We start from the raw sequence: 19,481 nt of genomic DNA, 5'->3' as shown, positions 1-19,481 counted from the left end.
GGTCCGGGGCGGAGCCCCGGTTTCTGGGGGCACCTCCCAGCGGTAGCTGGGGGAGGGTCCGGGGCGGCCGGCTACGGGCGGGCGATCGGGGCCACGGTGGCCGAGGTCAGGGCGGCCAGGGCCGCGGGGGCCAGTTCGACCTCCAGCCCACGGCGGCCGGCCGAGACGCAGACGGTCGCGTGCGCCGAGGCCGACTCGTCCAGGACCGTGCGGAGCCGCCGCCGCTGGCCCAGCGGCGAGATCCCACCCACCACGTACCCCGTAGTCCGCTCGGCGAGGGCCGGATCCGCCATCACCGCCCGCTTCGCCCCCACCGACGCAGCCAGCGCCTTCAGGTCCAGGCTCCCGGAGACCGGCACGACGGCCACCGTCAGTACGCCGTCCACGTCCGTGACGAGCGTCTTGAAGACCTGGTCCGGGCTCACGCCCATCGCCTCCGCCGCCTCCTGGCCGTAGGAGGGGTGCGCCGGGTCGTGGTCGTACGCGTGCGTGGTGAACTCCACGCCCGCCGCCGCCAGCGCGGCGATGGCAGGGGTCGCCCCCGCCCCGGTCCGGTTCCTGCCGGCCTTGGCCGCCTTGGCCATGCGCGTCCCCCTCGTCTCAGTTCGGGCTGGTCGGCGCCCGCGTCAGATCCACCGCCGGCAGCGACGGCAGATGCCGGATCACCGCCGCCTCCGACCGCAGCAGCTTCAGCTCCTCCGCCAGCCGGGTCGCGGTGTCCGGGGCCTGGAGGAGCCGCTGCTTGGCCGGGACGTCCAGGACGGCCGCGGCCGCCACCAGGTACGACACCACCGACGGCTCGTCCGGCAGGTCGGCGCCCGTGGACAGGGACCGCTCCCGGGCCCCGGCGAGCCGCTTCTGGTAGTTCCGGAAGGCCCGCAGCACCCCCTCGGCCAGCGCGCCCGCGCCGTCGCCGGCGTCCTCCGGGATCTCCTCCAGCTCGGCCACCAGGAACGGGCCGGAGGCGTCCACCGACAGCAGCCGCACCCGGGTCGTGCCGGTCGCGAGGACCTCGAAGCTGCCGTCCTCCCGTTCCCGGATCGTCGCGGCGTCGGCGATGCAGCCCACGCGGTGGAAGGCCTGGATCGGGTCGGCGCCGAAGCCGGCGGCCGGGCCCCGCTCGGGCAGCCCGGTCTGGTCGGGCAGTCCGGGGGCGGTCGGGGCGACCTCCCGGCCGTCGCGGATCGCGACGACCGCGAAGCGGCGCGGTTCGTCCTCGCCCGTCTTCAGCAGCTCCCGCATCATGGCGCGATAACGCTCCTCGAAGACGTTCAGCGGAAGCACGAGTCCGGGGAACAGCACCGAGTTCAGCGGGAAGAGGGGCAGGCGAACGGTGGTCACGACGCACAGGGTAGTGGCCGCGGCCCGGGGCCTGTCACCTCGGTTCTTCCCCATCACCCCGCCCCGCCGCCCCGGTCACCCCCGCCCCGCCGCCCCGGTCACCCCCGCCCCGGCACGCGCATCACCCCCGCCCCGGAACCCCCGTCACCCCCGCCTCAGCACCCGCGTCGCCCCCGCCGCCACCGTCGTCGCGAGGATCCAGCCCAGCAGGACCAGCACCGCCGCCCCCCACTGCCAGTAGCCCGCCATCTTCCACTGGCCCTCCTGGCCGAGGTCGATGACCGGCAGCAGCAGGTCCAGGGCGTACAGGGCCGGGTTCCACTCCGGGTGCTCGTCCGCCTTGATCGCCTGCGCGTCGTGCTGGCTGAACAGCAGGGCCCCCGCCGCCCACAGCACCGCCATCCACAGCGCGGCCCGGCCCGGCCGGTACCCGTAGGCCACCGTCCAGTCCTGCACGTACCCCCAGGCCTTCACCGCCGGCGGGAGCGTGGCCCGCCGCCGGCGCTGCTTGGCCAGCAGCACCTCCCGGGCGTCCGCGTCCTCCCCGCTGGTCCGCAGCACCGCCGCCAGCCGCTCGTACGGCTCCGGTGAGTACTCGGGGGTCGCCGCCGCCAGCCAGGCCAGCCGGCGTGTCAGCGGGAAGTGGCCGCGGGGCGCGAGGGTCTCGTACACGAACCCCTCGACGGCCACCCCGCCCTGCCCCGGCCAGCTGGTGGAGGTGTCGACCAGCTTGACCACCTTGGCCCCCGACAGCACCACCCGCCCCCGCTCGGGCCGCTCGCCGACGAACCGCAGCTCCGGGGTCTGGATCCGGCGCAGCGACACCTCCTGCTCCTCGGCCAGCGTGAACCGGGCCCCGTAGAAGTCGACGGCGTCGCCGAAGCGGCCGTCGTCGAGGCGCAGCCCGCCGATGCACTCGAAGCGCCGGGCGCGCTGCCCGCGCGTCGGGGTCTGGCCGAGCCCGTACGGGGGAGTGGAGGAGCCGGAGTCGCCGAACATGTAGTCCACGGCGATCGAGGTCAGGTACAGGGTCCGCTCGACGGTCAGCTGCGGGGCGTTCAGCGCGCGCCGCCCGTCCGGGTTCTCCAGCCGCGCCCCGCGCAGGTTCATCGACACGCCCACCTTGGCGCCCCGCAGGCTCACCTCCCCGTACGTCTCCAGCAGCTCGCCCTGGAAGTCCTGCGCGACCGACATCCCGTCGGCGGCGATGGCCCGGCCGCGGCTGTCGCGCTGCACCACGGCCTGGCTGATCAGCAGGTCGGTGCCGATCTGCGCGTCGGTGAGCCGGATCCCGCGGGCGACCCGGCAGCGCGGCAGGTGCAGGTCGCCCTCGGTGTGCAGCCGGGAGGCGTCCAGCCGGGGTATCGCGCAGTTGACCAGGCGCAGCGTGACGAACCGGGTCTCCGACAGCTGGACCTCGCTGTCGAAGCGGCAGGACTGGAGTTCGACGTACGGCTCCACGGTGCCGCCGGACAGGTCCAGGCGGCCTGTGATCCGTACGCCGCGCAGCTTCAGCGAGGCCACCCGGCCCGGCACCGGCGGCGGCCCGTGGAGCAGCAGCAGCGCCACGGTCCGGGCCCGGACGCTGCGCCCCTCGCCCCACACGCGGTCGCCGTGCGGGTCGTCGTGGTCCGCGGCGCGGGAGCTCAGGTCGCACACACTGCCGGTGCGGAACGCCTCCCACATGCGCCGTTCGGCGGCGGTCAGGTCCGCCGGCGCCTCGTCCACGTGCGACGCCACCGCCATCGCCGCCCCCCTCCGCCGTGATGTGTGTACCGCGAACACGGGAACGCTAGACGCAGGCGGTGACACGCGGGGCGTGTATCAGCCAGTGATACGGGCGGACGGTCGCGGGAGGTGGTCTGAGAGAATTGGGAGGTGATCTCTCGTATCGACCTGCGCGGCAACGCCCTCCCCGAGGGCGGCGCCCTGCGCGACCTGCTGCCCCGTGCCGAGTTCGACGTGGAAGCCGCCCTGGAGAAGGTGCGGCCCATCTGCGAGGACGTCCATCATCGTGGCACGGCGGCGCTGATCGAGTACGCGCAGAAGTTCGACGGGGTCACGCTCGAGAAGGTACGGGTGCCCGCCGAGGCCCTCGCCAAGGCCCTCGACGAGCTCGACCCCGCCGTCCGCGCCGCACTGGAGGAGTCGATCCGGCGCGCCCGGACCGTGCACCGCAGCCAGCGCCGCAGCGAGCACACCACCCAGGTGGTGCCCGGCGGCACCGTGACCGAGAAGTGGGTTCCGGTCGAGCGCGTGGGCCTGTACGCGCCGGGCGGCCGCTCGGTGTACCCGTCCTCCGTCGTCATGAACGTCGTGCCGGCCCAGGAGGCGGGCGTGGAGTCCATCGCGCTGGCCTCTCCGCCGCAGGCCGAGTTCGACGGCCTGCCGCACCCCACGATCCTCGCCGCCTGCGCACTGCTCGGCGTGGACGAGGTGTACGCGGCGGGCGGCGCCGTGGCCGTCGCGATGTTCGCGTACGGCACCGAGGAGTGCCTGCCGGTCAACATGGTCACCGGTCCCGGCAACATCTGGGTCGCGGCGGCCAAGCGCTACTTCACCGGGAAGATCGGCATCGACACCGAGGCCGGCCCGACCGAGATCGCGGTCCTCGCGGACTCCACCGCCGACCCGGTGCACGTGGCCGCCGACCTGATCAGCCAGGCCGAGCACGACCCGCTGGCCGCCGCTGTGCTCGTCACCGACTCCGAGGAGCTCGCGGCCGCCGTGGAGCGGGAGCTGGAGCCCCAGGTCGCCGCCACCAAGCACGTCGAGGACCGGATCAAGCCCGCCCTGGCGGGCAAGCAGTCCGCGATCGTGCTGGTCGACAGCCTGGAGGACGGCCTGAAGGTCGTCGACGCGTACGGCGCCGAGCACCTGGAGATCCAGACCGCCGACGCCGCGGCCCGGGCCGCCCGCGTCCGCAACGCCGGCGCGATCTTCGTCGGCCCGTGGGCCCCGGTCTCGCTCGGCGACTACTGCGCCGGGTCGAACCACGTCCTGCCCACCGGCGGCTGCGCCTGCCACTCCTCGGGCCTGTCCGTGCAGTCCTTCCTGCGCGGCATCCACATCGTCGACTACACACGTGACGCCCTCGCCGAGGTCACCCACCACGTGGTGACGCTGGCCGAGGCGGAGGACCTGCCGGCGCACGGCGCGGCCCTCAAGGCGCGCTTCGGATGGAAGATCCCGCAGACATGAGCACCATCGGCATTGACGACCTCCCCATCCGCGACGAGCTGCGCGGCAAGACCCCGTACGGCGCCCCGCAGCTGGACGTGCCCGTCCAGCTGAACACCAACGAGAACCCGTACGAGCTCCCCGAGGCGCTGGTGCGGCGCATCGCCGAGCGCGTCGCCGACGCGGCCCGCACCCTCAACCGCTACCCCGACCGGGACGCGGTCGAGCTGCGGACCGCGCTCGCCGCCTACCTCACCCGTACCGGCAAGCACCCGGTCGCCCGGGAGAACGTGTGGGCCGCGAACGGCTCCAACGAGGTCATCCAGCAGCTGCTGCAGACCTTCGGCGGGCCCGGCCGCACCGCGATCGGCTTCGAGCCCTCCTACTCGATGCACGCCCTGATCGCCCGCGGCACCGGCACCGGCTGGATCTCCGGCCCGCGCCGCGAGGACTTCACGATCGACGTGGCGGCGGCCGAGCAGGCCATCGCCGAGAACGCACCCGACGTCGTCTTCATCACCTCGCCCAACAACCCCACGGGCACCGCGGTCGAGGCGGAGACGGTCCTCGCCCTCTACGAGGCCGCGCAGGCGGCCAAGCCCTCGCTGGTCGTCGTGGACGAGGCGTACGTCGAGTTCAGCCACCGCGACTCCCTGCTGCCCCTCATCGAGGGCCGCCCGAACATGGTGGTCTCCCGGACCATGTCCAAGGCCTTCGGCGCCGCCGGACTGCGCCTGGGCTACCTCGCCGCGCACCCGGCCGTGGTCGACGCCGTCCAGCTCGTACGCCTGCCGTACCACCTGTCGGCCGTCACCCAGGCCACCGCGCTGGCGGCCCTGGAGCACACCGACACCCTGCTCGGCTACGTCGAGCAGCTCAAGGCCGAGCGGGACCGCCTCGTCGACGAACTGCGGGCGATCGGGTACGAGGTCACCGAATCCGACGCCAACTTCATCCAGTTCGGCAGGTTCGACGACTCCCACACCGCATGGCAGAAGATCCTCGACCAGGGTGTCCTGGTCCGTGACAACGGCGTGCCGGGCTGGCTGCGGGTCACCGCGGGCACCCCGGCCGAGAACGACGCGTTCCTGGAAGCGGTTCGCGCACTGAAGAAGGAGCAGCACGCATGAGCCGCATCGGACGGGTTGAACGGACCACGAAGGAGACCTCGGTCGTCGTCGAGATAAACCTCGACGGGACGGGCCAGGTCGACGTCTCCACCGGCGTCGGCTTCTACGACCACATGCTCGACCAGCTCGGCCGCCACGGCCTGTTCGACCTCACGGTCAAGACCGACGGCGACCTGCACATCGACAGCCACCACACCATCGAGGACACTGCCCTCGCGCTCGGCGCCGCCTTCAAGCAGGCCCTCGGCGACAAGGTCGGCATCTACCGCTTCGGCAACTGCACCGTCCCGCTGGACGAGTCCCTCGCCCAGGTGACCGTGGACCTGTCGGGCCGCCCCTACCTCGTGCACACCGAGCCCGAGAACATGGCCCCGATGATCGGCGCGTACGACACGACGATGACCCGGCACATCCTGGAGTCCTTCGTCGCGCAGGCCCAGATCGCCCTGCACGTCCACGTCCCGTACGGCCGCAACGCCCACCACATCGTCGAGTGCCAGTTCAAGGCGCTGGCCCGGGCGCTGCGCTACGCGTCCGAGTTCGACCCGCGTGCCGCCGCGGCCGGCATCCTCCCCTCCACGAAGGGCGCCCTCTAGCCGTGACCGGCCTCAACACCGTCCTGATCGTCGTCGGCCTGTTCCTGGCCGGCGGCGTCTACTCCTTCCAGAAGCAGCAGATGCCCAAGTCGGTCGTCCTGCTGCTCGCCATCGGCTCCGCGATGTGCCTCGCCGCCGGAGTCCTGCGGATCCAAGGAATCTGGGCATGAGCGCATCCCGACCCACCAAGACGGTCGTCGTATTCGACTACGGCTTCGGAAACGTCCGCTCCGCCGAGCGCGCCCTCGCGCGCGTCGGCGCCGACGTCGAGATCACCCGCGACTACGACAAGGCCATGGACGCCGACGGCCTCCTCGTCCCCGGCGTCGGCGCCTTCTCCGCCTGCATGCAGGGGCTGAAGTCCGTCCGCGGCGACTGGATCATCGGCCGCCGCCTCTCCGGCGGCCGCCCCGTCATGGGCATCTGCGTCGGCATGCAGATCCTCTTCGAGCGCGGCATCGAGCACGGCGTGGAGACCGAAGGCCTCGACGAGTGGCCCGGCACCGTCGGCCCGCTCAAGGCGCCCGTCGTCCCGCACATGGGCTGGAACACCGTCGAGGCCCCCGCCGACAGCAAGGCCTTCGCCGGCCTGGACGACGACGCCCGGTTCTACTTCGTGCACTCCTACGCGGCCCACGACTGGACCCTGGAGGTCACCAACCCCAGGATCGCCGGTCCCAAGGTCACCTGGGCCACGCACGGCGAGCGCTTCGTCGCGGCGGTGGAGAACGGGGCCCTGTGGGCCACCCAGTTCCACCCCGAGAAGTCCGGCGACGCCGGCGCCCAGCTCCTCACCAACTGGATCGAGACCCTGTGATGACCGAGCCCGCACCGAAGCTGGAACTCCTCCCCGCGGTCGACGTCCGCGACGGCCAGGCCGTACGCCTCGTCCACGGGGTCTCCGGCAGCGAGACCTCCTACGGCTCCCCGCTCCAGGCGGCCCTCGCCTGGCAGGCCGCCGGCGCCGAATGGCTGCACCTGGTGGACCTCGACGCCGCCTTCGGCACCGGCGACAACCGCGCCCTGGTCGCCGAGATCACCGGCGCCATGGACATCAAGGTCGAGCTGTCCGGCGGCATCCGCGACGACGCCACGCTCGCCGCGGCCCTGGCCACCGGCTGCACCCGCGTCAACCTCGGCACCGCAGCCCTGGAGACCCCCGAGTGGGCCGCCAAGGCCATCGCCGAGCACGGCGACCGGATCGCCATCGGACTCGACGTGCGAGGCACCACCCTCAAGGGCCGCGGCTGGACCAGCGACGGCGGCGACCTGTACGAGACCCTCGCCCGCCTGGACTCCGAGGGCTGCGCCCGCTACGTCGTCACCGACATCGGCAAGGACGGCACGCTGACCGGCCCCAACCTGGAACTGCTGCGGAACGTCTGCGCAGCCACCGACCGGCCGGTCGTCGCCTCCGGCGGCGTCTCCTCGCTGGACGACCTGCGGGCGCTCGCCGAGCTCGTGCCCGCGGGCGTCGAGGGCGCGATCGTCGGCAAGGCCCTGTACGCCAAGGCCTTCACCCTCGAGGAGGCCCTGCGGGTGGTGGCGCAGGCATGAGCGGGAACGACGGCATCCGCCGCTTCTCCTCCGGCGGCCCGTGGGAGGACGCCGTGGGCTACTCCCGCGCCGTCGCGCTGCCGAACGGGCTCGTCCTCGTCTCCGGCTGCACCTCGGTCGTCGACGGCAAGATCGCGGCCGACGGCCCGTACCAGCAGACCCTGAACGCCTTCCGCGTCGCGATCGACGCGCTCGGCCAGGCGGGGCTGGGTGCGGAGCACGTCGTGCGCACCCGCATGTACATCACCCACGCGCGGGACGTGGAGGAGGTCAGCCGGGCCCACAAGGAGCTCTTCGACGCCGTCCGCCCCGCCGCATCCATGATCATCGTGTCCGGCTTCGTCGACCCCAGCCTGGTCGTCGAGGTCGAGGTCGAAGCCTTCCGAGGGGAGTCCTGATGTCACTCGCCGTACGGGTGATCCCCTGCCTGGACGTGGACAACGGCCGCGTCGTCAAGGGCGTCAACTTCCAGAACCTGCGCGACGCGGGCGACCCCGTCGAGATGGCCAAGCTGTACGACGCCGAGGGCGCCGACGAGCTGACCTTCCTCGACATCACCGCCTCCTCCGGGAACCGCGAGACCACGTACGACGTGGTGCGGCGCACCGCCGAGCAGGTCTTCATCCCGCTGACCGTGGGCGGCGGCGTCCGCACCGCGGACGACGTGGACAAGCTGCTGCGGGCGGGCGCGGACAAGGTCGGCGTCAACACGGCCGCCATCGCGCGGCCCGAGCTGATCCAGGAGATCGCCGAGCGCTTCGGCCGCCAGGTCCTGGTGCTGTCGGTGGACGCCCGGCGCACCGACACCGGCTCGTTCGAGGTCACCACGCACGGCGGCCGCCGGGGCACCGGGATCGACGCCGTCGAGTGGGCCCACCGGGCTGCGGAGCTCGGCGCCGGGGAGATCCTGTTGAACTCGATGGACGCCGACGGCACCAAGGACGGGTACGACACGGAGATGATCGCGGCGGTGCGCAAGCACGTCACCGTGCCGGTGATCGCGTCCGGCGGGGCGGGCTCCCTGGCCCACTTCCCGCCGGCCATCGACGCCGGGGCCGACGCGGTGCTCGCCGCCTCCGTCTTCCACTTCGGCGACCTCCGCATCGCCGAGGTCAAGGCCACCCTCCGCGCCGCCGGACACCCGGTCCGCTAACCGCTGCCGCTGCCGCTGCCGCTGCCGCTGCCGCTGCCGCTGCCGCTGCCGCTGCCGCTGCCGCTGCGCGGAGCCCTTCCCCACCCCGCCCCTTCCCGAAACCGGGGCTGACGCCCCGGCCCCCGTTCCGTGCGCTTCGCGCCCGGTGCGCTCAAACGCCGCGCGGGCTGGATTTTGCCGCTGCGCGGCAATTCCAGCCCCGCCCGGCGAAAATCCAGCCTCGCCGGCGTTTGAGGCGCGGGGTCTGGGGCGGAGCCCCAGGCGGGGTGCGGGGCGCAGCCCCGCAGCGGGGGCCGGGGGCGCAGGCCACGGTTTCGGGAAGGGGCGGGGAGGGGATAGGCCCCGCGCAGCGGGAGCAGCAGGCGGCTAGATGCCCAGCTTGGCCGTGGTCAGCCGGCCGATGGCCTCCTTGGGGCCGTCGAGGGCGACCTCGGCAGAGTCCTGGCGGCCGAAGCAGAACAGGGTCAGCTCACCCGGCTCCCCGGTCACCGTGACCACAGGGGTCCCCTTGTGGGCCACGGCCGTCTGGCCGTCAGGGCGGCGCAGGACCAGCCCCACGGGCGAACGGCGGCCCGTGAGACGGGCCAGCCTCTCCAGCCGCATCCACAGCGCGTCCGAGAACACCGGATCCAGCACCCGCGGCGCCCAGTCCGGCTGCGCCCGCCGCACGTCCTCCGCGTGCACGTAGAACTCCACCGCGTTGGCCGCCTCGTCGATCGGCTTCAGCGCGTACACCGACAGCTTCGGCGGCCCGGTCCGGATCAGCTGGATCAGCTCCTCGTACGGCTTGGCCGTGTACTCGGCCATCGCCCGCTCCAGCCGCTCCTTCAGCACGCCCAGCAGCAGGCCGCCCGCCGCATCCGGCCGCCGCTCGCGGACCACCACGTGGGCCGCCAGGTCCCGGGTCGACCAGCCTTGGCACAGCGTCGGCGCCGTCGGCCCGGCCGCCTCCAACAGGTCCGCCAGCAGCAGCCGTTCACGCTTCGCATGGGTAGACATGCGGGCAAGCCTACGGCGGGAACACGCCGCGCGCCCGCCCATCAGACGGACGGTGATCCATACCGGTCCCCGCCGCGCGGCACAATGGCCCGCATGAGTACCTCCGCACTCGACCCCGCCATCGCCGCCCGGCTCAAGCGCTCGCCCGACGGCCTGGTGCCGGCCATCGCCCAGCAGTACGACACCGGTGAGGTGCTCATGCTCGGGTGGATGGACGACGAGGCGCTGCACCGGACCCTGACCACGGGCCGCTGCACGTACTGGTCGCGCAGCCGCCAGGAGTACTGGGTGAAGGGGGACACCTCCGGCCACGTCCAGCACGTGAAGTCCGTCGCCCTCGACTGCGACGCCGACACCGTGCTCGTCAAGGTCGACCAGGTCGGCGCCGCCTGCCACACCGGCGCCCGTACGTGCTTCGACGCCGACGTCCTCCCGCTGGCCGCCGACCAGGCAGACAGGTGACGCACCCCATGGATCTCGAACAGTTCCGCAAGCTCGCCGCCGACCGCCGCGTCATCCCGGTGAGCCGCAAGCTGCTGGCCGACGGGGACACGCCCGTCGGGCTCTACCGCAAGCTGGCCGCCGAGCGCCCGGGCACCTTCCTGCTGGAGTCCGCCGAGAACGGCCGCTCCTGGTCGCGCTACTCCTTCGTCGGCGTCCGCAGCGACGCCACGCTCACCGTCCGCGACGGAGAGGCCCACTGGATCGGCACCCCGCCGGTCGGCGTCCCCACCGCCGGCGACCCGCTGCAGGCGCTGCGCGCCACCGTCCAGGCCCTGCACACCCCGCGCGACCTCGCCGCCGGCATGCCGCCCTTCACCGGCGGCATGGTCGGCTACCTCGGCTACGACATCGTGCGCCGCCTGGAGCGCATCGGCGAGCACGGCTCCGACGACCTGCGGCTGCCCGAGCTGACCATGCTGCTCACCTCCGACCTGGCGGTCCTCGACCACTGGGACGGCACCGTCCAGCTCATCGCCAACGCGATCAACCACAACGACCTGGACACCGGCGTCGACGAGGCCTACGCCGACGCCGTCGCCCGGCTCGACGCCATGGAGGCCGACCTCGCGCGGCCCGCCCCGTACACCCCGGCCCCGCTCCCGGCGTCCGAGCTGCCCGAGTACTCCGCCCTGTGGGGCGGCGCGGACTACCAGGCCGCCGTCGAGGACATCAAGGAGCGCATCCGGGCCGGCGAGGCCTTCCAGGTGGTGCCCTCGCAGCGGTTCGAGACGGCCTGCGAGGCCTCCGCGCTGGACGTCTACCGGGTGCTGCGGGCCACCAACCCGTCCCCGTACATGTACCTCTTCCGCTTCGAGAACGGCTTCGACGTCGTCGGCTCCAGCCCCGAGGCCCTGGTCAAGGTCGAGGACGGCCGGGCCATGGTCCACCCGATCGCGGGCACCCGCCACCGCGGGGCCACCCCGCAGCAGGACCAGGCCCTCGCCGAGGAGCTGCTGGCCGACCCCAAGGAGCGCGCCGAGCACCTGATGCTCGTCGACCTCGGCCGCAACGACCTCGGCCGGGTCTGCGAACCGGGCTCCGTCGAGGTCGTCGACTTCATGTCCATCGAGCGGTACTCGCACGTCATGCACATCGTGTCCACCGTCACCGGCCGGGTCGCCGAAGGCCGTACCGCCTTTGACGTGCTCACCGCCTGCTTCCCCGCGGGGACGCTGTCCGGGGCGCCCAAGCCGCGCGCCATGCAGATCATCGAGGAGCTGGAGCCCTCGCGCCGCGGCCTGTACGGCGGCTGCGTCGGCTACCTCGACTTCGCCGGGGACTCCGACACCGCCATCGCCATCCGCACGGCCCTGCTGCGCGACGGTACGGCGTACGTCCAGGCCGGCGCGGGCGTGGTCGCGGACTCGGTGCCCCAGCTGGAGGACGACGAGTGCCGCAACAAGGCCGCGGCCGTGCTGCGCGCGGTGGCGGCGGCCAACCGGATGGCCCGCTGACCGGCGCGCGGGGCCGTAGGGGATAGTGGGGTACGTGAGTGCCGTACCCCCGCCCCGAAACGACACCGGCGAAGCCCCCGGCCAGGACGCCGCGGAGGCTTCCGCCCCGGCCGGCGGCCGCCGCAGCGTGGCCGCCGCCCTGCTGCTCGGCGCCCTCGGTGCCACCGTCGTCCTCCTCGCCTCCGGCCGGGTGTGGGCCCGGGGCACCGCCGCCGTCGGCGGCGGCTCGCTCCCGCTGACCGCGGACGGGCGCGCCGTCACCGGGCTGCCGGCGGCCCTGGCCATCGTCGGCCTCGCCGCCCTGGTCGCGGTGTTCGCCGTACGCGGCAAGGGCCGGCTGCTGGTCTCCGCGCTGCTCGCCCTGAGCGGGCTCGGCGCGGCGGTCTCCGCGGCCCTGGCCGCCGGCGACCGGCAGGCGCTGGACGCCAAGGCCGCCCGTGCGACCGCGGACACCGCGGCGCACGTGGGCGCGCTGACGCATACGGCGTGGCCGTACGTCACCGCAGTCGGGGCCGTGCTGATCCTGGCCGCCGGACTGCTGGCCCTCAGGTTCGGCAGCGCCTGGCCCGCGATGGGCGGCCGCTACGAGCGTGACGGCGCCGCCCGCGGCCGCAGGGCCGCCGCAGCAGACCCCGACCGGCCCGAGGACCTGTGGAAGGCCCTGGACCGCGGCGAGGACCCCACCCGCTGACCACGCACCGCGGCCCGTGCGGGACAATGGCAGCGAGCGTGCGACACAGCACTTGCGACAGAGCGAACGTTAAAACGTTAAAACGTAAATGAGGAGCAACTCATGGCGGGCAGCAACCACGGACACACCCCGGCCGCCTGGACCGGTGTCATCATCGCCTTCATCGGTTTCTGCGTTTCCGGCGCGTTCATGGTGCTCGCGAACCCGATCGGGTTCTGGGCCGGGATCGTGGTCGTCGCCCTCGGCGGTGTCGTGGGCCTGGCGATGAAGGCCGCGGGCATGGGTGCGCCGAAGCCCGCCCACGACGACCTCGCCAAGGTCATCGCCGCCGCCAAGGCCTGAGGCCCGGCCGGCCGCAGGCGCAGCCGGCAGCACACACGGACACGAGAGGCGCGGCCCGTCGGGCTGCGCCTCTCGTCATGACCGGAGAGAATTCAGCGCGTGGACGCCTCCCGCACCCCCCGCACCGGGCCCCTGCCGCCCCCGCCGGCCCCTCCGGCCGCGCCCCCCGCCTCCCGGGTCCGCCGGCTGGCCTCCCCGCTGCTCACGCTGGCCGGTGCGGTCGCGGCGTTTGCGTACGTAGGCGCCGTGGATCCCAATGAACCCGGGCACTATCCGGTCTGCCCGCTTTTCCGGGTCACCGGAATCCTGTGTCCCGGATGCGGCGGACTGCGCAGCGCCCATGCGTTCGCCCACGGCGATCTGATCACGGCTTTGGGGCAGAATGCCCTGGCCGTCGCCGCGTACTTCGTCTTCGCCGGTTTCATGGCCGTGTGGCTCGCCGGGGCCTGGCGCGGCGCCCCGACCCCGCGTTTCGTCGTGAAGGGGCCGTACTGGTGGGCACTGGGCGGACTTGCCCTGGTGTTCTGCGTCGTCCGGAACCTGCCCTTCGGATCCGCACTGGCCCCTTGAGACCTATATGAAGCCCAGATTCCGAATGTCCAGGTAATGGGACGCCGGTCAACCGCGTGCGGAGGGCAACGCCTCCTGCGGATACCATTTGATTGCTGACCTTGCAGTCGTACGTGTCTGCGAGGCGGCCGACCGTCATCGACCCGGAAGGGGGCCGCTCGCGTGAGTGTGCTCGACGAGATCATCGAAGGGGTCCGCGAAGACCTTGCCGAACGGCAGGCCCGCGTGAGCCTCGACGAGCTCAAGGAGCGTGCCGCCAAGGCGCCCCAGGCCAAGGACGGCGTCGCGGCCCTGCGCGGCGACGGCGTCAAGGTGATCTGTGAGGTCAAGCGCTCCAGCCCCTCCAAGGGCGCGCTGGCCGCGATCGCCGACCCGGCCGGGCTCGCCGCCGACTACGAGGCGGGCGGTGCCGCGGTCATCTCCGTCCTCACCGAGCAGCGCCGCTTCGGCGGCTCGCTGGCCGACCTGGAGGCCGTCCGCGCCCGCGTGGACATCCCGATCCTGCGCAAGGACTTCATCGTCACGTCGTACCAGCTGTGGGAGGCCCGTGCGTACGGGGCCGACCTCGTGCTGCTGATCGTGGCGGCGCTGGACCAGGAGGCCCTCGTCTCCCTCATCGAGCGGGCCGAGTCCATCGGCCTGACCCCGCTCGTCGAGGTCCACGACGAGGAGGAGATCGAGCGCGCGGTGGCCGCCGGCGCCAAGATCATCGGCGTGAACGCACGCAACCTCAAGGACCTCACCGTCGACCGCTCCACCTTCGAGCGCGTCGTCGGCGAGATCCCCGCCCACATCGTCAAGGTCGCCGAGTCCGGCATCCGCGGACCGCACGACCTGATCGCCTACGCGAACGAGGGCGCCGACGCCGTCCTCGTGGGCGAGTCCCTGGTGACCGGACGCGACCCGAAGGCGGCCGTGGCCGACCTCGTCGCCGCCGGCGCCCACCCCGCCCTGCGCCACGGACGGAGCTGACCCGACCCATGGCCTGTGACCGCCCCTCCGTCCGCACCCGCCCGGGCCGTGGCCCGGCCCGCGTGCAGACGGCGCACGCGCCCCTGGCGCGCGGCTGCCGCCCCCGCGGCTGCCGCGCCCCGGCCCGGCGCGTCCACGGGCGGCGGGTCCGGTACGTGATCGGCTCCGAGCCCGGCCAGGTCAACGGCATGCGATGGCGCCCCGGAGGCGCGCCGTAACGGAACGGGCCCCGCGGCCGACCGCCGCAGGACCCCTCCGCACGGCCTTGCGCCCCCGGGACCGGACGACGACCGGACCGGGCGGCGCGGGCCTCCCGCACCGTACGCACGTACCGCAACCACCCCCGCCGGATTCGCCGTCCGGCCGCGGGGTGCGGCGCGCGTGCCACGGGCGGGCGGCGCAATACGGTGACCACCACCCGCCGCACACGCATCCCACAGGAGTGACTGGGCATGTCCAGCGCCACTGAATTCTTCATCCCGGACCCGGAGGGTCAGGTTCCGAACGCCGAGGGGTACTTCGGCGACTTCGGCGGCAAGTTCATCCCGGAGGCGCTCGTCGCCGCCGTGGACGAGGTCGCCGTGGAGTACGAGAAGGCCAAGGCGGACCCGGCCTTCGCGGCCGAGCTCAACGACCTGATGGTCAACTACACCGGACGCCCCAGCGCCCTCACCGAGGTCCCCCGGTTCGCCGAGCACGCCGGCGGAGCCCGGATCTTCCTCAAGCGCGAGGACCTCAACCACACCGGCTCGCACAAGATCAACAACGTGCTGGGCCAGGCGCTCCTCACCAAGCGCATGGGCAAGACCCGCGTCATCGCCGAGACCGGCGCCGGCCAGCACGGCGTGGCCACCGCCACCGCCTGCGCCCTCTTCGGCCTCGAGTGCACCGTCTACATGGGCGAGATCGACACCCAGCGCCAGGCCCTCAACGTGGCCCGCATGCGCATGCTCGGCGCCGAGGTCATCGCGGTGAAGTCCGGCTCGCGCACCCTCAAGGACGCCATCAACGAGGCGTTCCGCGACTGGGTCGCCAACGTCGACCGCACCCACTACCTCTTCGGCACCGTCGCCGGCCCGCACCCCTTCCCCGCCATGGTCCGCGACTTCCACCGCGTCATCGGCGTCGAGGCCCGCCGCCAGATCCTGGAGCGCGCCGGACGCCTGCCCGACGCCGTCGCGGCCTGCGTCGGCGGCGGCTCCAACGCCATCGGCCTCTTCCACGCCTTCATCCCCGACACCGGGGTCCGCCTGGTCGGCTTCGAGCCCGCCGGGCACGGCGTCGAGACCGGCGAGCACGCGGCCACGCTGACCGCCGGCGAGCCGGGCATCCTGCACGGCTCCCGCAGCTACGTCCTGCAGGACGAGGAGGGCCAGATCACCGAGCCGTACTCGATCTCGGCCGGCCTGGACTACCCCGGCATCGGCCCGGAGCACTCCTTCCTCAAGGACACCGGCCGCGGCGAGTACCGCGCGGTCACCGACGACGCGGCCATGCAGGCCCTGCGCCTGCTCTCGCGCACCGAGGGCATCATCCCGGCCATCGAGTCCGCGCACGCCCTCGCGGGCGCGCTCGACCTGGGCCGGGAGCTCGGCAAGGACGGGCTGATCGTGGTCAACCTGTCCGGCCGCGGCGACAAGGACATGGACACGGCCGCCCGCTACTTCGGGCTGTACGACGACTCCGAGGGAGAGACCAAGTGAGCGGCAACATCGACCTCCTCTCGGCCACCCTCGCCAAGGCGAAGTCCGAGGACCGCGCGGCCCTCGTCGCCTACCTCCCGGCGGGCTTCCCCACCGTCGACGGCGGCATCGAGGCCGTCAGGGCCGTCATCGAGGGCGGCGCGGACGTGGTCGAGGTCGGCCTCCCGCACAGCGACCCCGTCCTCGACGGCGCGATCATCCAGACCGCCGACGACATCGCCCTGCGCGGCGGCGTCAAGATCGCCGACGTGCTGCGCACCGTGCGCGAGGCGCACGCGGCGACCGGGGCCCCGGTGCTGGTGATGACGTACTGGAACCCCATCGACCGCTACGGCGTGGAGCGGTTCGCCGCCGAGCTCGCCGAGGCCGGCGGCGCCGGCTGCATCCTGCCGGACCTGCCCGTCCAGGAGTCCGCGCTGTGGCGCGAGCACGCCGACCGGCACGGCCTGGCGACCGTCTTCGTCGTCGCGCCGAGCAGCAAGGACGAGCGGCTGGCGACGATCACCGCCGCCGGATCCGGCTTCGTCTACGCCGCCTCCCTCATGGGGGTCACCGGCACCCGCGAGTCGGTCGGCCACGAGGCCCAGGAGCTGGTCCGCCGCACCCGCACCACCACCGAGCTGCCCGTCTGCGTGGGCCTCGGCGTCTCCAACGCCGCCCAGGCCAAGGAGGTCGCCGGCTTCGCCGACGGCGTGATCGTCGGCTCGGCGTTCGTGAAGCTGCTGCTGGACGCACCGGACCTGCCCGCCGGGCTGGACGCCGTACGGGCGCTGGCGGGCGAACTTGCGGAAGGCGTACGCAGGAGCTGACGCGGCGCGGAACCCGGGAAGGTTCTGTAGCCCGATCGGGTGGACTTGCGGGCAGGGAGGCACGAGAGTGCCTCCCTGCTTCGTTTGGCCGACCGTGAGCGAGAAGAACGACGGTGCGAACCGCCAAGCGAAACGATCGGCTCGGGAACGACTCCAAGCGGAGCGCGAGCGGGACAGGAAGAGGGACAAGCGCCGGCGGACGCTCCTCGTGGCAGCGGCGGTGGTCGGCGTACTGGGCCTGGCGGCCGTGGTCGGCCTGATCGCCGCCAACAGCGGCAAGGGCGGCAAGTCCGGCGAGGCCGGCCCGGTGACCACCCCCTCCGGGGCCACCGGCAAGGACGCCCTGGCCATCCAGACGGGCAGCAGCGAGGCCAAGTCCACCCTCACCGTGTGGGAGGACTTCCGCTGCCCCGCCTGCAAGGCCTTCGAGACCAACTACCGGGACACCGTCCACGACCTGGAGGCCAAGGGCCTGCTCAAGGTCGACTACCACCTGGTCACCCTCATCGACGGCAACATGGGCGGCAGCGGCTCGCTGCGCGGCGCCAATGCGGCCGCCTGCGCCCAGGACGCCGGGAAGTTCGCCGCGTACCACGACCTGCTCTTCCAGAACCAGCCGGAGGAGACGGACGACGCCTACGGCAAGAACGCCAAGCTGCTGGAGCTCGCCGCCAAGGTGCCCGGGCTGGACACGCCCGAGTTCCGCGCGTGCGTCGAGAAGGGCACCCACGACAGCTGGGTGGCCAAGTCGCACGCGGCCTTCCGCGCCGGCAAGTTCCGGGGCACCCCGAGCGTGCTGCTGAACGGCAAGGACATCTTCGCCGACCAGGCCAACCCGATCACCCCGCAGAAGCTGAAGGAAACGGTGGAGGCGGCCGCCAAGGGCGCGACCCCGCCGGCGGGCGCCTCCGCGTCCGCGTCCCCGTCCCCCTCGGCCTCACCGGCCGGATCCCGTGCGAAGCCCTCTGCGGCGGCGACGGGGGCGGCGCGTGCGGGGGCGCCGGCGGCGACCGCGTCGGCGTCGACTTCGGCGTCGAGGGCGGCCGGACGGGAGTGAGGCGGGTGGGGCGAGGAGGTGTCGATTTGATGGCGGCTTGCCGGGCGGGTTGCGATCCGTACCGCCCGGCAGGGTAGCGTCGGACCTGCCATGAACCTTGCCTACATCCCCAGCCCGTCGACCGGCGTGGTCCACCTCGGGCCGATCCCGCTGCGCGGCTACGCGTTCTGCATCATCATCGGCGTCTTCGTCGCCGTCTGGCTCGGCAACAAGCGCTGGATCGCGCGCGGCGGAAAGCCGGGCACGGTCGCGGACATCGCCGTGTGGGCGGTCCCGTTCGGCCTGGTCGGCGGTCGCCTCTACCACGTGATCACCGACTACCAGCTGTACTTCGGCGAAGGCCGCAACTGGGTCGACGCCTTCAAGATCTGGGAGGGCGGCCTCGGCATCTGGGGCGCGATCGCGCTCGGCGCGGTCGGCGCCTGGATCGGCTGCCGCCTGCGCGGCATCCCGCTGCCCGCCTGGGCCGACGCCCTCGCCCCCGGCATCGCCCTGGCCCAGGCCTGCGGCCGCTGGGGCAACTGGTTCAACCAGGAGCTCTACGGGCGGGCCACCGACCTGCCGTGGGCGCTGGAGATCAGCGAGGGTCCGAACCGGGTCGCCGGCACCTACCACCCGACGTTCCTGTACGAGTCGCTGTGGTGCGTCGGTGTGGCCCTGCTGGTGCTCTGGGCCGACCGGCGCTTCAAGCTCGGGCACGGGCGGGCGTTCGCGCTGTACGTGGCCGCGTACTGCGCGGGGCGCGGCTGGATCGAGTACATGCGGGTCGACGAGGCCCACCACATCCTCGGCGTCCGGCTGAACGTGTGGACCGCAATCGTGGTCTTCGTCCTGGCGGTGGTCTACTTCGTCCTCTCGGCGAAGTTCCGCCCGGGCCGCGAAGCGGTGGTCGAACCGGACCGCGGCCCGGCGGCCGCCGACCCGAAGACGGCCGAGGCCGACGCCGACGCCGCGCCCGCGGCTCCGGCCGAAGCCGAGCCGGCCGCTGCCGAGGTCAGCCTCACGAAGCCGGAGCCCGCGGCCGACGCGGCCGAGGCCCCGAAGGCCGAGGTCCCGGGTGCCAAGAGCGGCGACACCGCGGCCGCCAAGGCCGACGCGACCGACGCCTGACCCGTCGCCGCCACCCTCAGCCCCACCCCCCGCCACCAAAGCGGGGGGTGGGCTTTTTCCCGGCCCCGCTTCCGACCCGGAGCCCCGCCCCCGCTTCCGACCCGGAGCCCCGCCCCCGCTTCCGACCCGGGGCTCTCCAGTCTCCCCCCTTCTGACGTGGGGGATTTCCAGCCTCCCGCCTTTTAGGCCGGGGCAACGGGGCACCCCGGCCCCCGCTTTCGAAGCCGGGGGTCGGCCAAATCCAGCCTCGCCGGCGTTTGAGTCCACGCCCCGGTCTTTGCCGAGATGAACCGGCGCTCGTTCAACGAGGCGG

General features: G+C 73.2%; 23 protein-coding genes. 19 read left to right on the top strand and 4 right to left on the bottom strand.

The genetic code is table 11. The annotated features are described in order from the left end of the window. Positions 1-71: 71 nt before the first annotated feature. The 3 genes from ybaK to ABZ924_RS34075 all read right to left on the bottom strand — a co-directional run bounded on the left by ybaK (position 72) and on the right by ABZ924_RS34075 (position 3,087). On the bottom strand, positions 72-584 hold the full coding sequence (ybaK, locus tag ABZ924_RS34085) for a Cys-tRNA(Pro) deacylase (RefSeq protein WP_361918736.1): 513 nt from the start codon (positions 582-584) through the stop codon (positions 72-74). A 16-nt stretch (positions 585-600) separates the two neighbouring features. Continuing rightward, a complete protein-coding gene (locus ABZ924_RS34080) occupies positions 601-1,341 on the bottom strand; it encodes an LON peptidase substrate-binding domain-containing protein (protein WP_361918733.1) in 741 nt (246 codons plus the stop codon). Positions 1,342-1,485: 144 nt separating this feature from the next. Then, entirely contained in the window at positions 1,486-3,087 is a 1,602-nt protein-coding gene (locus ABZ924_RS34075; protein WP_361918730.1) for an oxidoreductase, read from the bottom strand. Between the two features lie 132 nt (positions 3,088-3,219). On the opposite strand from ABZ924_RS34075, the gene hisD reads away from it, so the two are divergent. From hisD to hisF, 8 genes are read left to right on the top strand one after another with little or no spacing between them, the layout of a single operon-like run. Beyond that, a complete protein-coding gene (gene hisD / locus ABZ924_RS34070; RefSeq protein ID WP_361918727.1) occupies positions 3,220-4,542 on the top strand; it encodes a histidinol dehydrogenase in 1,323 nt (440 codons plus the stop codon). Further along, complete coding sequence (locus ABZ924_RS34065; protein ID WP_361918739.1) at positions 4,539-5,651, top strand: histidinol-phosphate transaminase; 1,113 nt, start codon at positions 4,539-4,541, stop codon at positions 5,649-5,651. Before hisD ends, ABZ924_RS34065 begins: the two co-directional genes overlap by 4 nt. Further along, positions 5,648-6,247, top strand: a complete 600-nt coding sequence (gene hisB / locus ABZ924_RS34060) for an imidazoleglycerol-phosphate dehydratase HisB (RefSeq protein WP_361918724.1) — start codon at positions 5,648-5,650, stop codon at positions 6,245-6,247. The genes ABZ924_RS34065 and hisB overlap by 4 nt, the downstream gene beginning before the upstream one ends. A 2-nt stretch (positions 6,248-6,249) precedes the next feature. Further along, complete coding sequence (locus ABZ924_RS34055) at positions 6,250-6,417, top strand: hypothetical protein (RefSeq protein WP_361918722.1); 168 nt, start codon at positions 6,250-6,252, stop codon at positions 6,415-6,417. Further along, positions 6,414-7,064, top strand: a complete 651-nt coding sequence (gene hisH / locus ABZ924_RS34050; protein ID WP_361918719.1) for an imidazole glycerol phosphate synthase subunit HisH — start codon at positions 6,414-6,416, stop codon at positions 7,062-7,064. The genes ABZ924_RS34055 and hisH overlap by 4 nt, the downstream gene beginning before the upstream one ends. Continuing rightward, entirely contained in the window at positions 7,064-7,804 is a 741-nt protein-coding gene (priA, locus tag ABZ924_RS34045) for a bifunctional 1-(5-phosphoribosyl)-5-((5-phosphoribosylamino)methylideneamino)imidazole-4-carboxamide isomerase/phosphoribosylanthranilate isomerase PriA (protein ID WP_361918716.1), read from the top strand. Before hisH ends, priA begins: the two co-directional genes overlap by 1 nt. Continuing rightward, on the top strand, positions 7,801-8,202 hold the full coding sequence (locus ABZ924_RS34040; RefSeq protein WP_361918713.1) for a RidA family protein: 402 nt from the start codon (positions 7,801-7,803) through the stop codon (positions 8,200-8,202). The genes priA and ABZ924_RS34040 overlap by 4 nt, the downstream gene beginning before the upstream one ends. Then, entirely contained in the window at positions 8,202-8,957 is a 756-nt protein-coding gene (hisF, locus tag ABZ924_RS34035) for an imidazole glycerol phosphate synthase subunit HisF (RefSeq protein ID WP_361918710.1), read from the top strand. Before ABZ924_RS34040 ends, hisF begins: the two co-directional genes overlap by 1 nt. 366 nt (positions 8,958-9,323) lie before the next feature. Here the strand turns inward: hisF and ABZ924_RS34030 are convergent, their stop codons facing one another. Beyond that, positions 9,324-9,956 carry a TIGR03085 family metal-binding protein gene (locus tag ABZ924_RS34030; RefSeq protein WP_361918707.1) on the bottom strand — a complete coding sequence of 211 codons (633 nt, stop codon included), beginning with the start codon at positions 9,954-9,956 and terminating at the stop codon, positions 9,324-9,326. Between the two features lie 84 nt (positions 9,957-10,040). Here ABZ924_RS34030 and hisI point away from each other — a divergent pair, with 84 nt between their 5' ends. From hisI to lgt, 11 genes are all read left to right on the top strand, one after another. Then, positions 10,041-10,418: a phosphoribosyl-AMP cyclohydrolase gene (gene hisI, locus ABZ924_RS34025; RefSeq protein ID WP_361918704.1), complete on the top strand. Its 378-nt coding sequence runs from the start codon at positions 10,041-10,043 to the stop codon at positions 10,416-10,418. Positions 10,419-10,426: 8 nt separating this feature from the next. Continuing rightward, positions 10,427-11,914: an anthranilate synthase component I gene (locus ABZ924_RS34020; protein ID WP_361918701.1), complete on the top strand. Its 1,488-nt coding sequence runs from the start codon at positions 10,427-10,429 to the stop codon at positions 11,912-11,914. Between the two features lie 25 nt (positions 11,915-11,939). Next, positions 11,940-12,605 (top strand): TIGR02234 family membrane protein, encoded by a 666-nt coding sequence (locus ABZ924_RS34015; protein WP_361918698.1) that lies wholly within the window; start codon positions 11,940-11,942, stop codon positions 12,603-12,605. A 102-nt stretch (positions 12,606-12,707) separates the two neighbouring features. Then, entirely contained in the window at positions 12,708-12,947 is a 240-nt protein-coding gene (locus tag ABZ924_RS34010; protein WP_361918695.1) for an HGxxPAAW family protein, read from the top strand. A gap of 99 nt (positions 12,948-13,046) precedes the next feature. Continuing rightward, entirely contained in the window at positions 13,047-13,517 is a 471-nt protein-coding gene (locus ABZ924_RS34005) for a DUF2752 domain-containing protein (RefSeq protein ID WP_361918693.1), read from the top strand. 162 nt (positions 13,518-13,679) lie between these two features. Continuing rightward, a complete protein-coding gene (gene trpC, locus ABZ924_RS34000) occupies positions 13,680-14,489 on the top strand; it encodes an indole-3-glycerol phosphate synthase TrpC (RefSeq protein ID WP_361918690.1) in 810 nt (269 codons plus the stop codon). A gap of 8 nt (positions 14,490-14,497) precedes the next feature. Beyond that, positions 14,498-14,707 (top strand): tryptophan synthase subunit(beta), encoded by a 210-nt coding sequence (locus ABZ924_RS33995; RefSeq protein WP_361918687.1) that lies wholly within the window; start codon positions 14,498-14,500, stop codon positions 14,705-14,707. Between the two features lie 234 nt (positions 14,708-14,941). Then, on the top strand, positions 14,942-16,192 hold the full coding sequence (gene trpB, locus ABZ924_RS33990; protein ID WP_361918684.1) for a tryptophan synthase subunit beta: 1,251 nt from the start codon (positions 14,942-14,944) through the stop codon (positions 16,190-16,192). Further along, on the top strand, positions 16,189-17,001 hold the full coding sequence (gene trpA / locus ABZ924_RS33985) for a tryptophan synthase subunit alpha (protein ID WP_361918681.1): 813 nt from the start codon (positions 16,189-16,191) through the stop codon (positions 16,999-17,001). The genes trpB and trpA overlap by 4 nt, the downstream gene beginning before the upstream one ends. 94 nt (positions 17,002-17,095) lie before the next feature. Next, positions 17,096-18,058 carry a thioredoxin domain-containing protein gene (locus tag ABZ924_RS33980; RefSeq protein WP_361918678.1) on the top strand — a complete coding sequence of 321 codons (963 nt, stop codon included), beginning with the start codon at positions 17,096-17,098 and terminating at the stop codon, positions 18,056-18,058. 90 nt (positions 18,059-18,148) lie between these two features. Then, positions 18,149-19,168, top strand: a complete 1,020-nt coding sequence (lgt, locus tag ABZ924_RS33975) for a prolipoprotein diacylglyceryl transferase (RefSeq protein ID WP_361918675.1) — start codon at positions 18,149-18,151, stop codon at positions 19,166-19,168. The last annotated feature ends 313 nt before the right edge of the window (positions 19,169-19,481 follow it).

Source organism: Streptomyces sp. NPDC046876 (assembly GCF_040645035.1).
Taxonomy (GTDB): Bacteria; Actinomycetota; Actinomycetes; order Streptomycetales; family Streptomycetaceae; genus Streptomyces.
The sequence above is the reverse complement of the archived record's forward strand: the minus strand, read 5'-3'. Positions and strand labels throughout refer to the sequence as shown.

What these genes read in the sequence shown, in the direction of transcription:
- lgt (WP_361918675.1), top strand. Translation starts at nt 18,149, where the DNA reads ATGAACCTTGCCTACATCCCCAGCCCGTCGACCGGCGTGGTCCACCTC.
- ABZ924_RS34030 (WP_361918707.1), bottom strand. Translation starts at nt 9,956, where the DNA reads ATGTCTACCCATGCGAAGCGTGAACGGCTGCTGCTGGCGGACCTGTTG.
- ybaK (WP_361918736.1), bottom strand. Translation starts at nt 584, where the DNA reads ATGGCCAAGGCGGCCAAGGCCGGCAGGAACCGGACCGGGGCGGGGGCG.
- ABZ924_RS34075 (WP_361918730.1), bottom strand. Translation starts at nt 3,087, where the DNA reads ATGGCGGTGGCGTCGCACGTGGACGAGGCGCCGGCGGACCTGACCGCC.
- ABZ924_RS34010 (WP_361918695.1), top strand. Translation starts at nt 12,708, where the DNA reads ATGGCGGGCAGCAACCACGGACACACCCCGGCCGCCTGGACCGGTGTC.
- priA (WP_361918716.1), top strand. Translation starts at nt 7,064, where the DNA reads ATGACCGAGCCCGCACCGAAGCTGGAACTCCTCCCCGCGGTCGACGTC.
- hisB (WP_361918724.1), top strand. Translation starts at nt 5,648, where the DNA reads ATGAGCCGCATCGGACGGGTTGAACGGACCACGAAGGAGACCTCGGTC.
- hisH (WP_361918719.1), top strand. Translation starts at nt 6,414, where the DNA reads ATGAGCGCATCCCGACCCACCAAGACGGTCGTCGTATTCGACTACGGC.
- ABZ924_RS34065 (WP_361918739.1), top strand. Translation starts at nt 4,539, where the DNA reads ATGAGCACCATCGGCATTGACGACCTCCCCATCCGCGACGAGCTGCGC.
- hisI (WP_361918704.1), top strand. Translation starts at nt 10,041, where the DNA reads ATGGCCCGCATGAGTACCTCCGCACTCGACCCCGCCATCGCCGCCCGG.
- ABZ924_RS34040 (WP_361918713.1), top strand. Translation starts at nt 7,801, where the DNA reads ATGAGCGGGAACGACGGCATCCGCCGCTTCTCCTCCGGCGGCCCGTGG.
- trpB (WP_361918684.1), top strand. Translation starts at nt 14,942, where the DNA reads ATGTCCAGCGCCACTGAATTCTTCATCCCGGACCCGGAGGGTCAGGTT.
- ABZ924_RS33995 (WP_361918687.1), top strand. Translation starts at nt 14,498, where the DNA reads ATGGCCTGTGACCGCCCCTCCGTCCGCACCCGCCCGGGCCGTGGCCCG.
- hisF (WP_361918710.1), top strand. Translation starts at nt 8,202, where the DNA reads ATGTCACTCGCCGTACGGGTGATCCCCTGCCTGGACGTGGACAACGGC.
- ABZ924_RS34020 (WP_361918701.1), top strand. Translation starts at nt 10,427, where the DNA reads ATGGATCTCGAACAGTTCCGCAAGCTCGCCGCCGACCGCCGCGTCATC.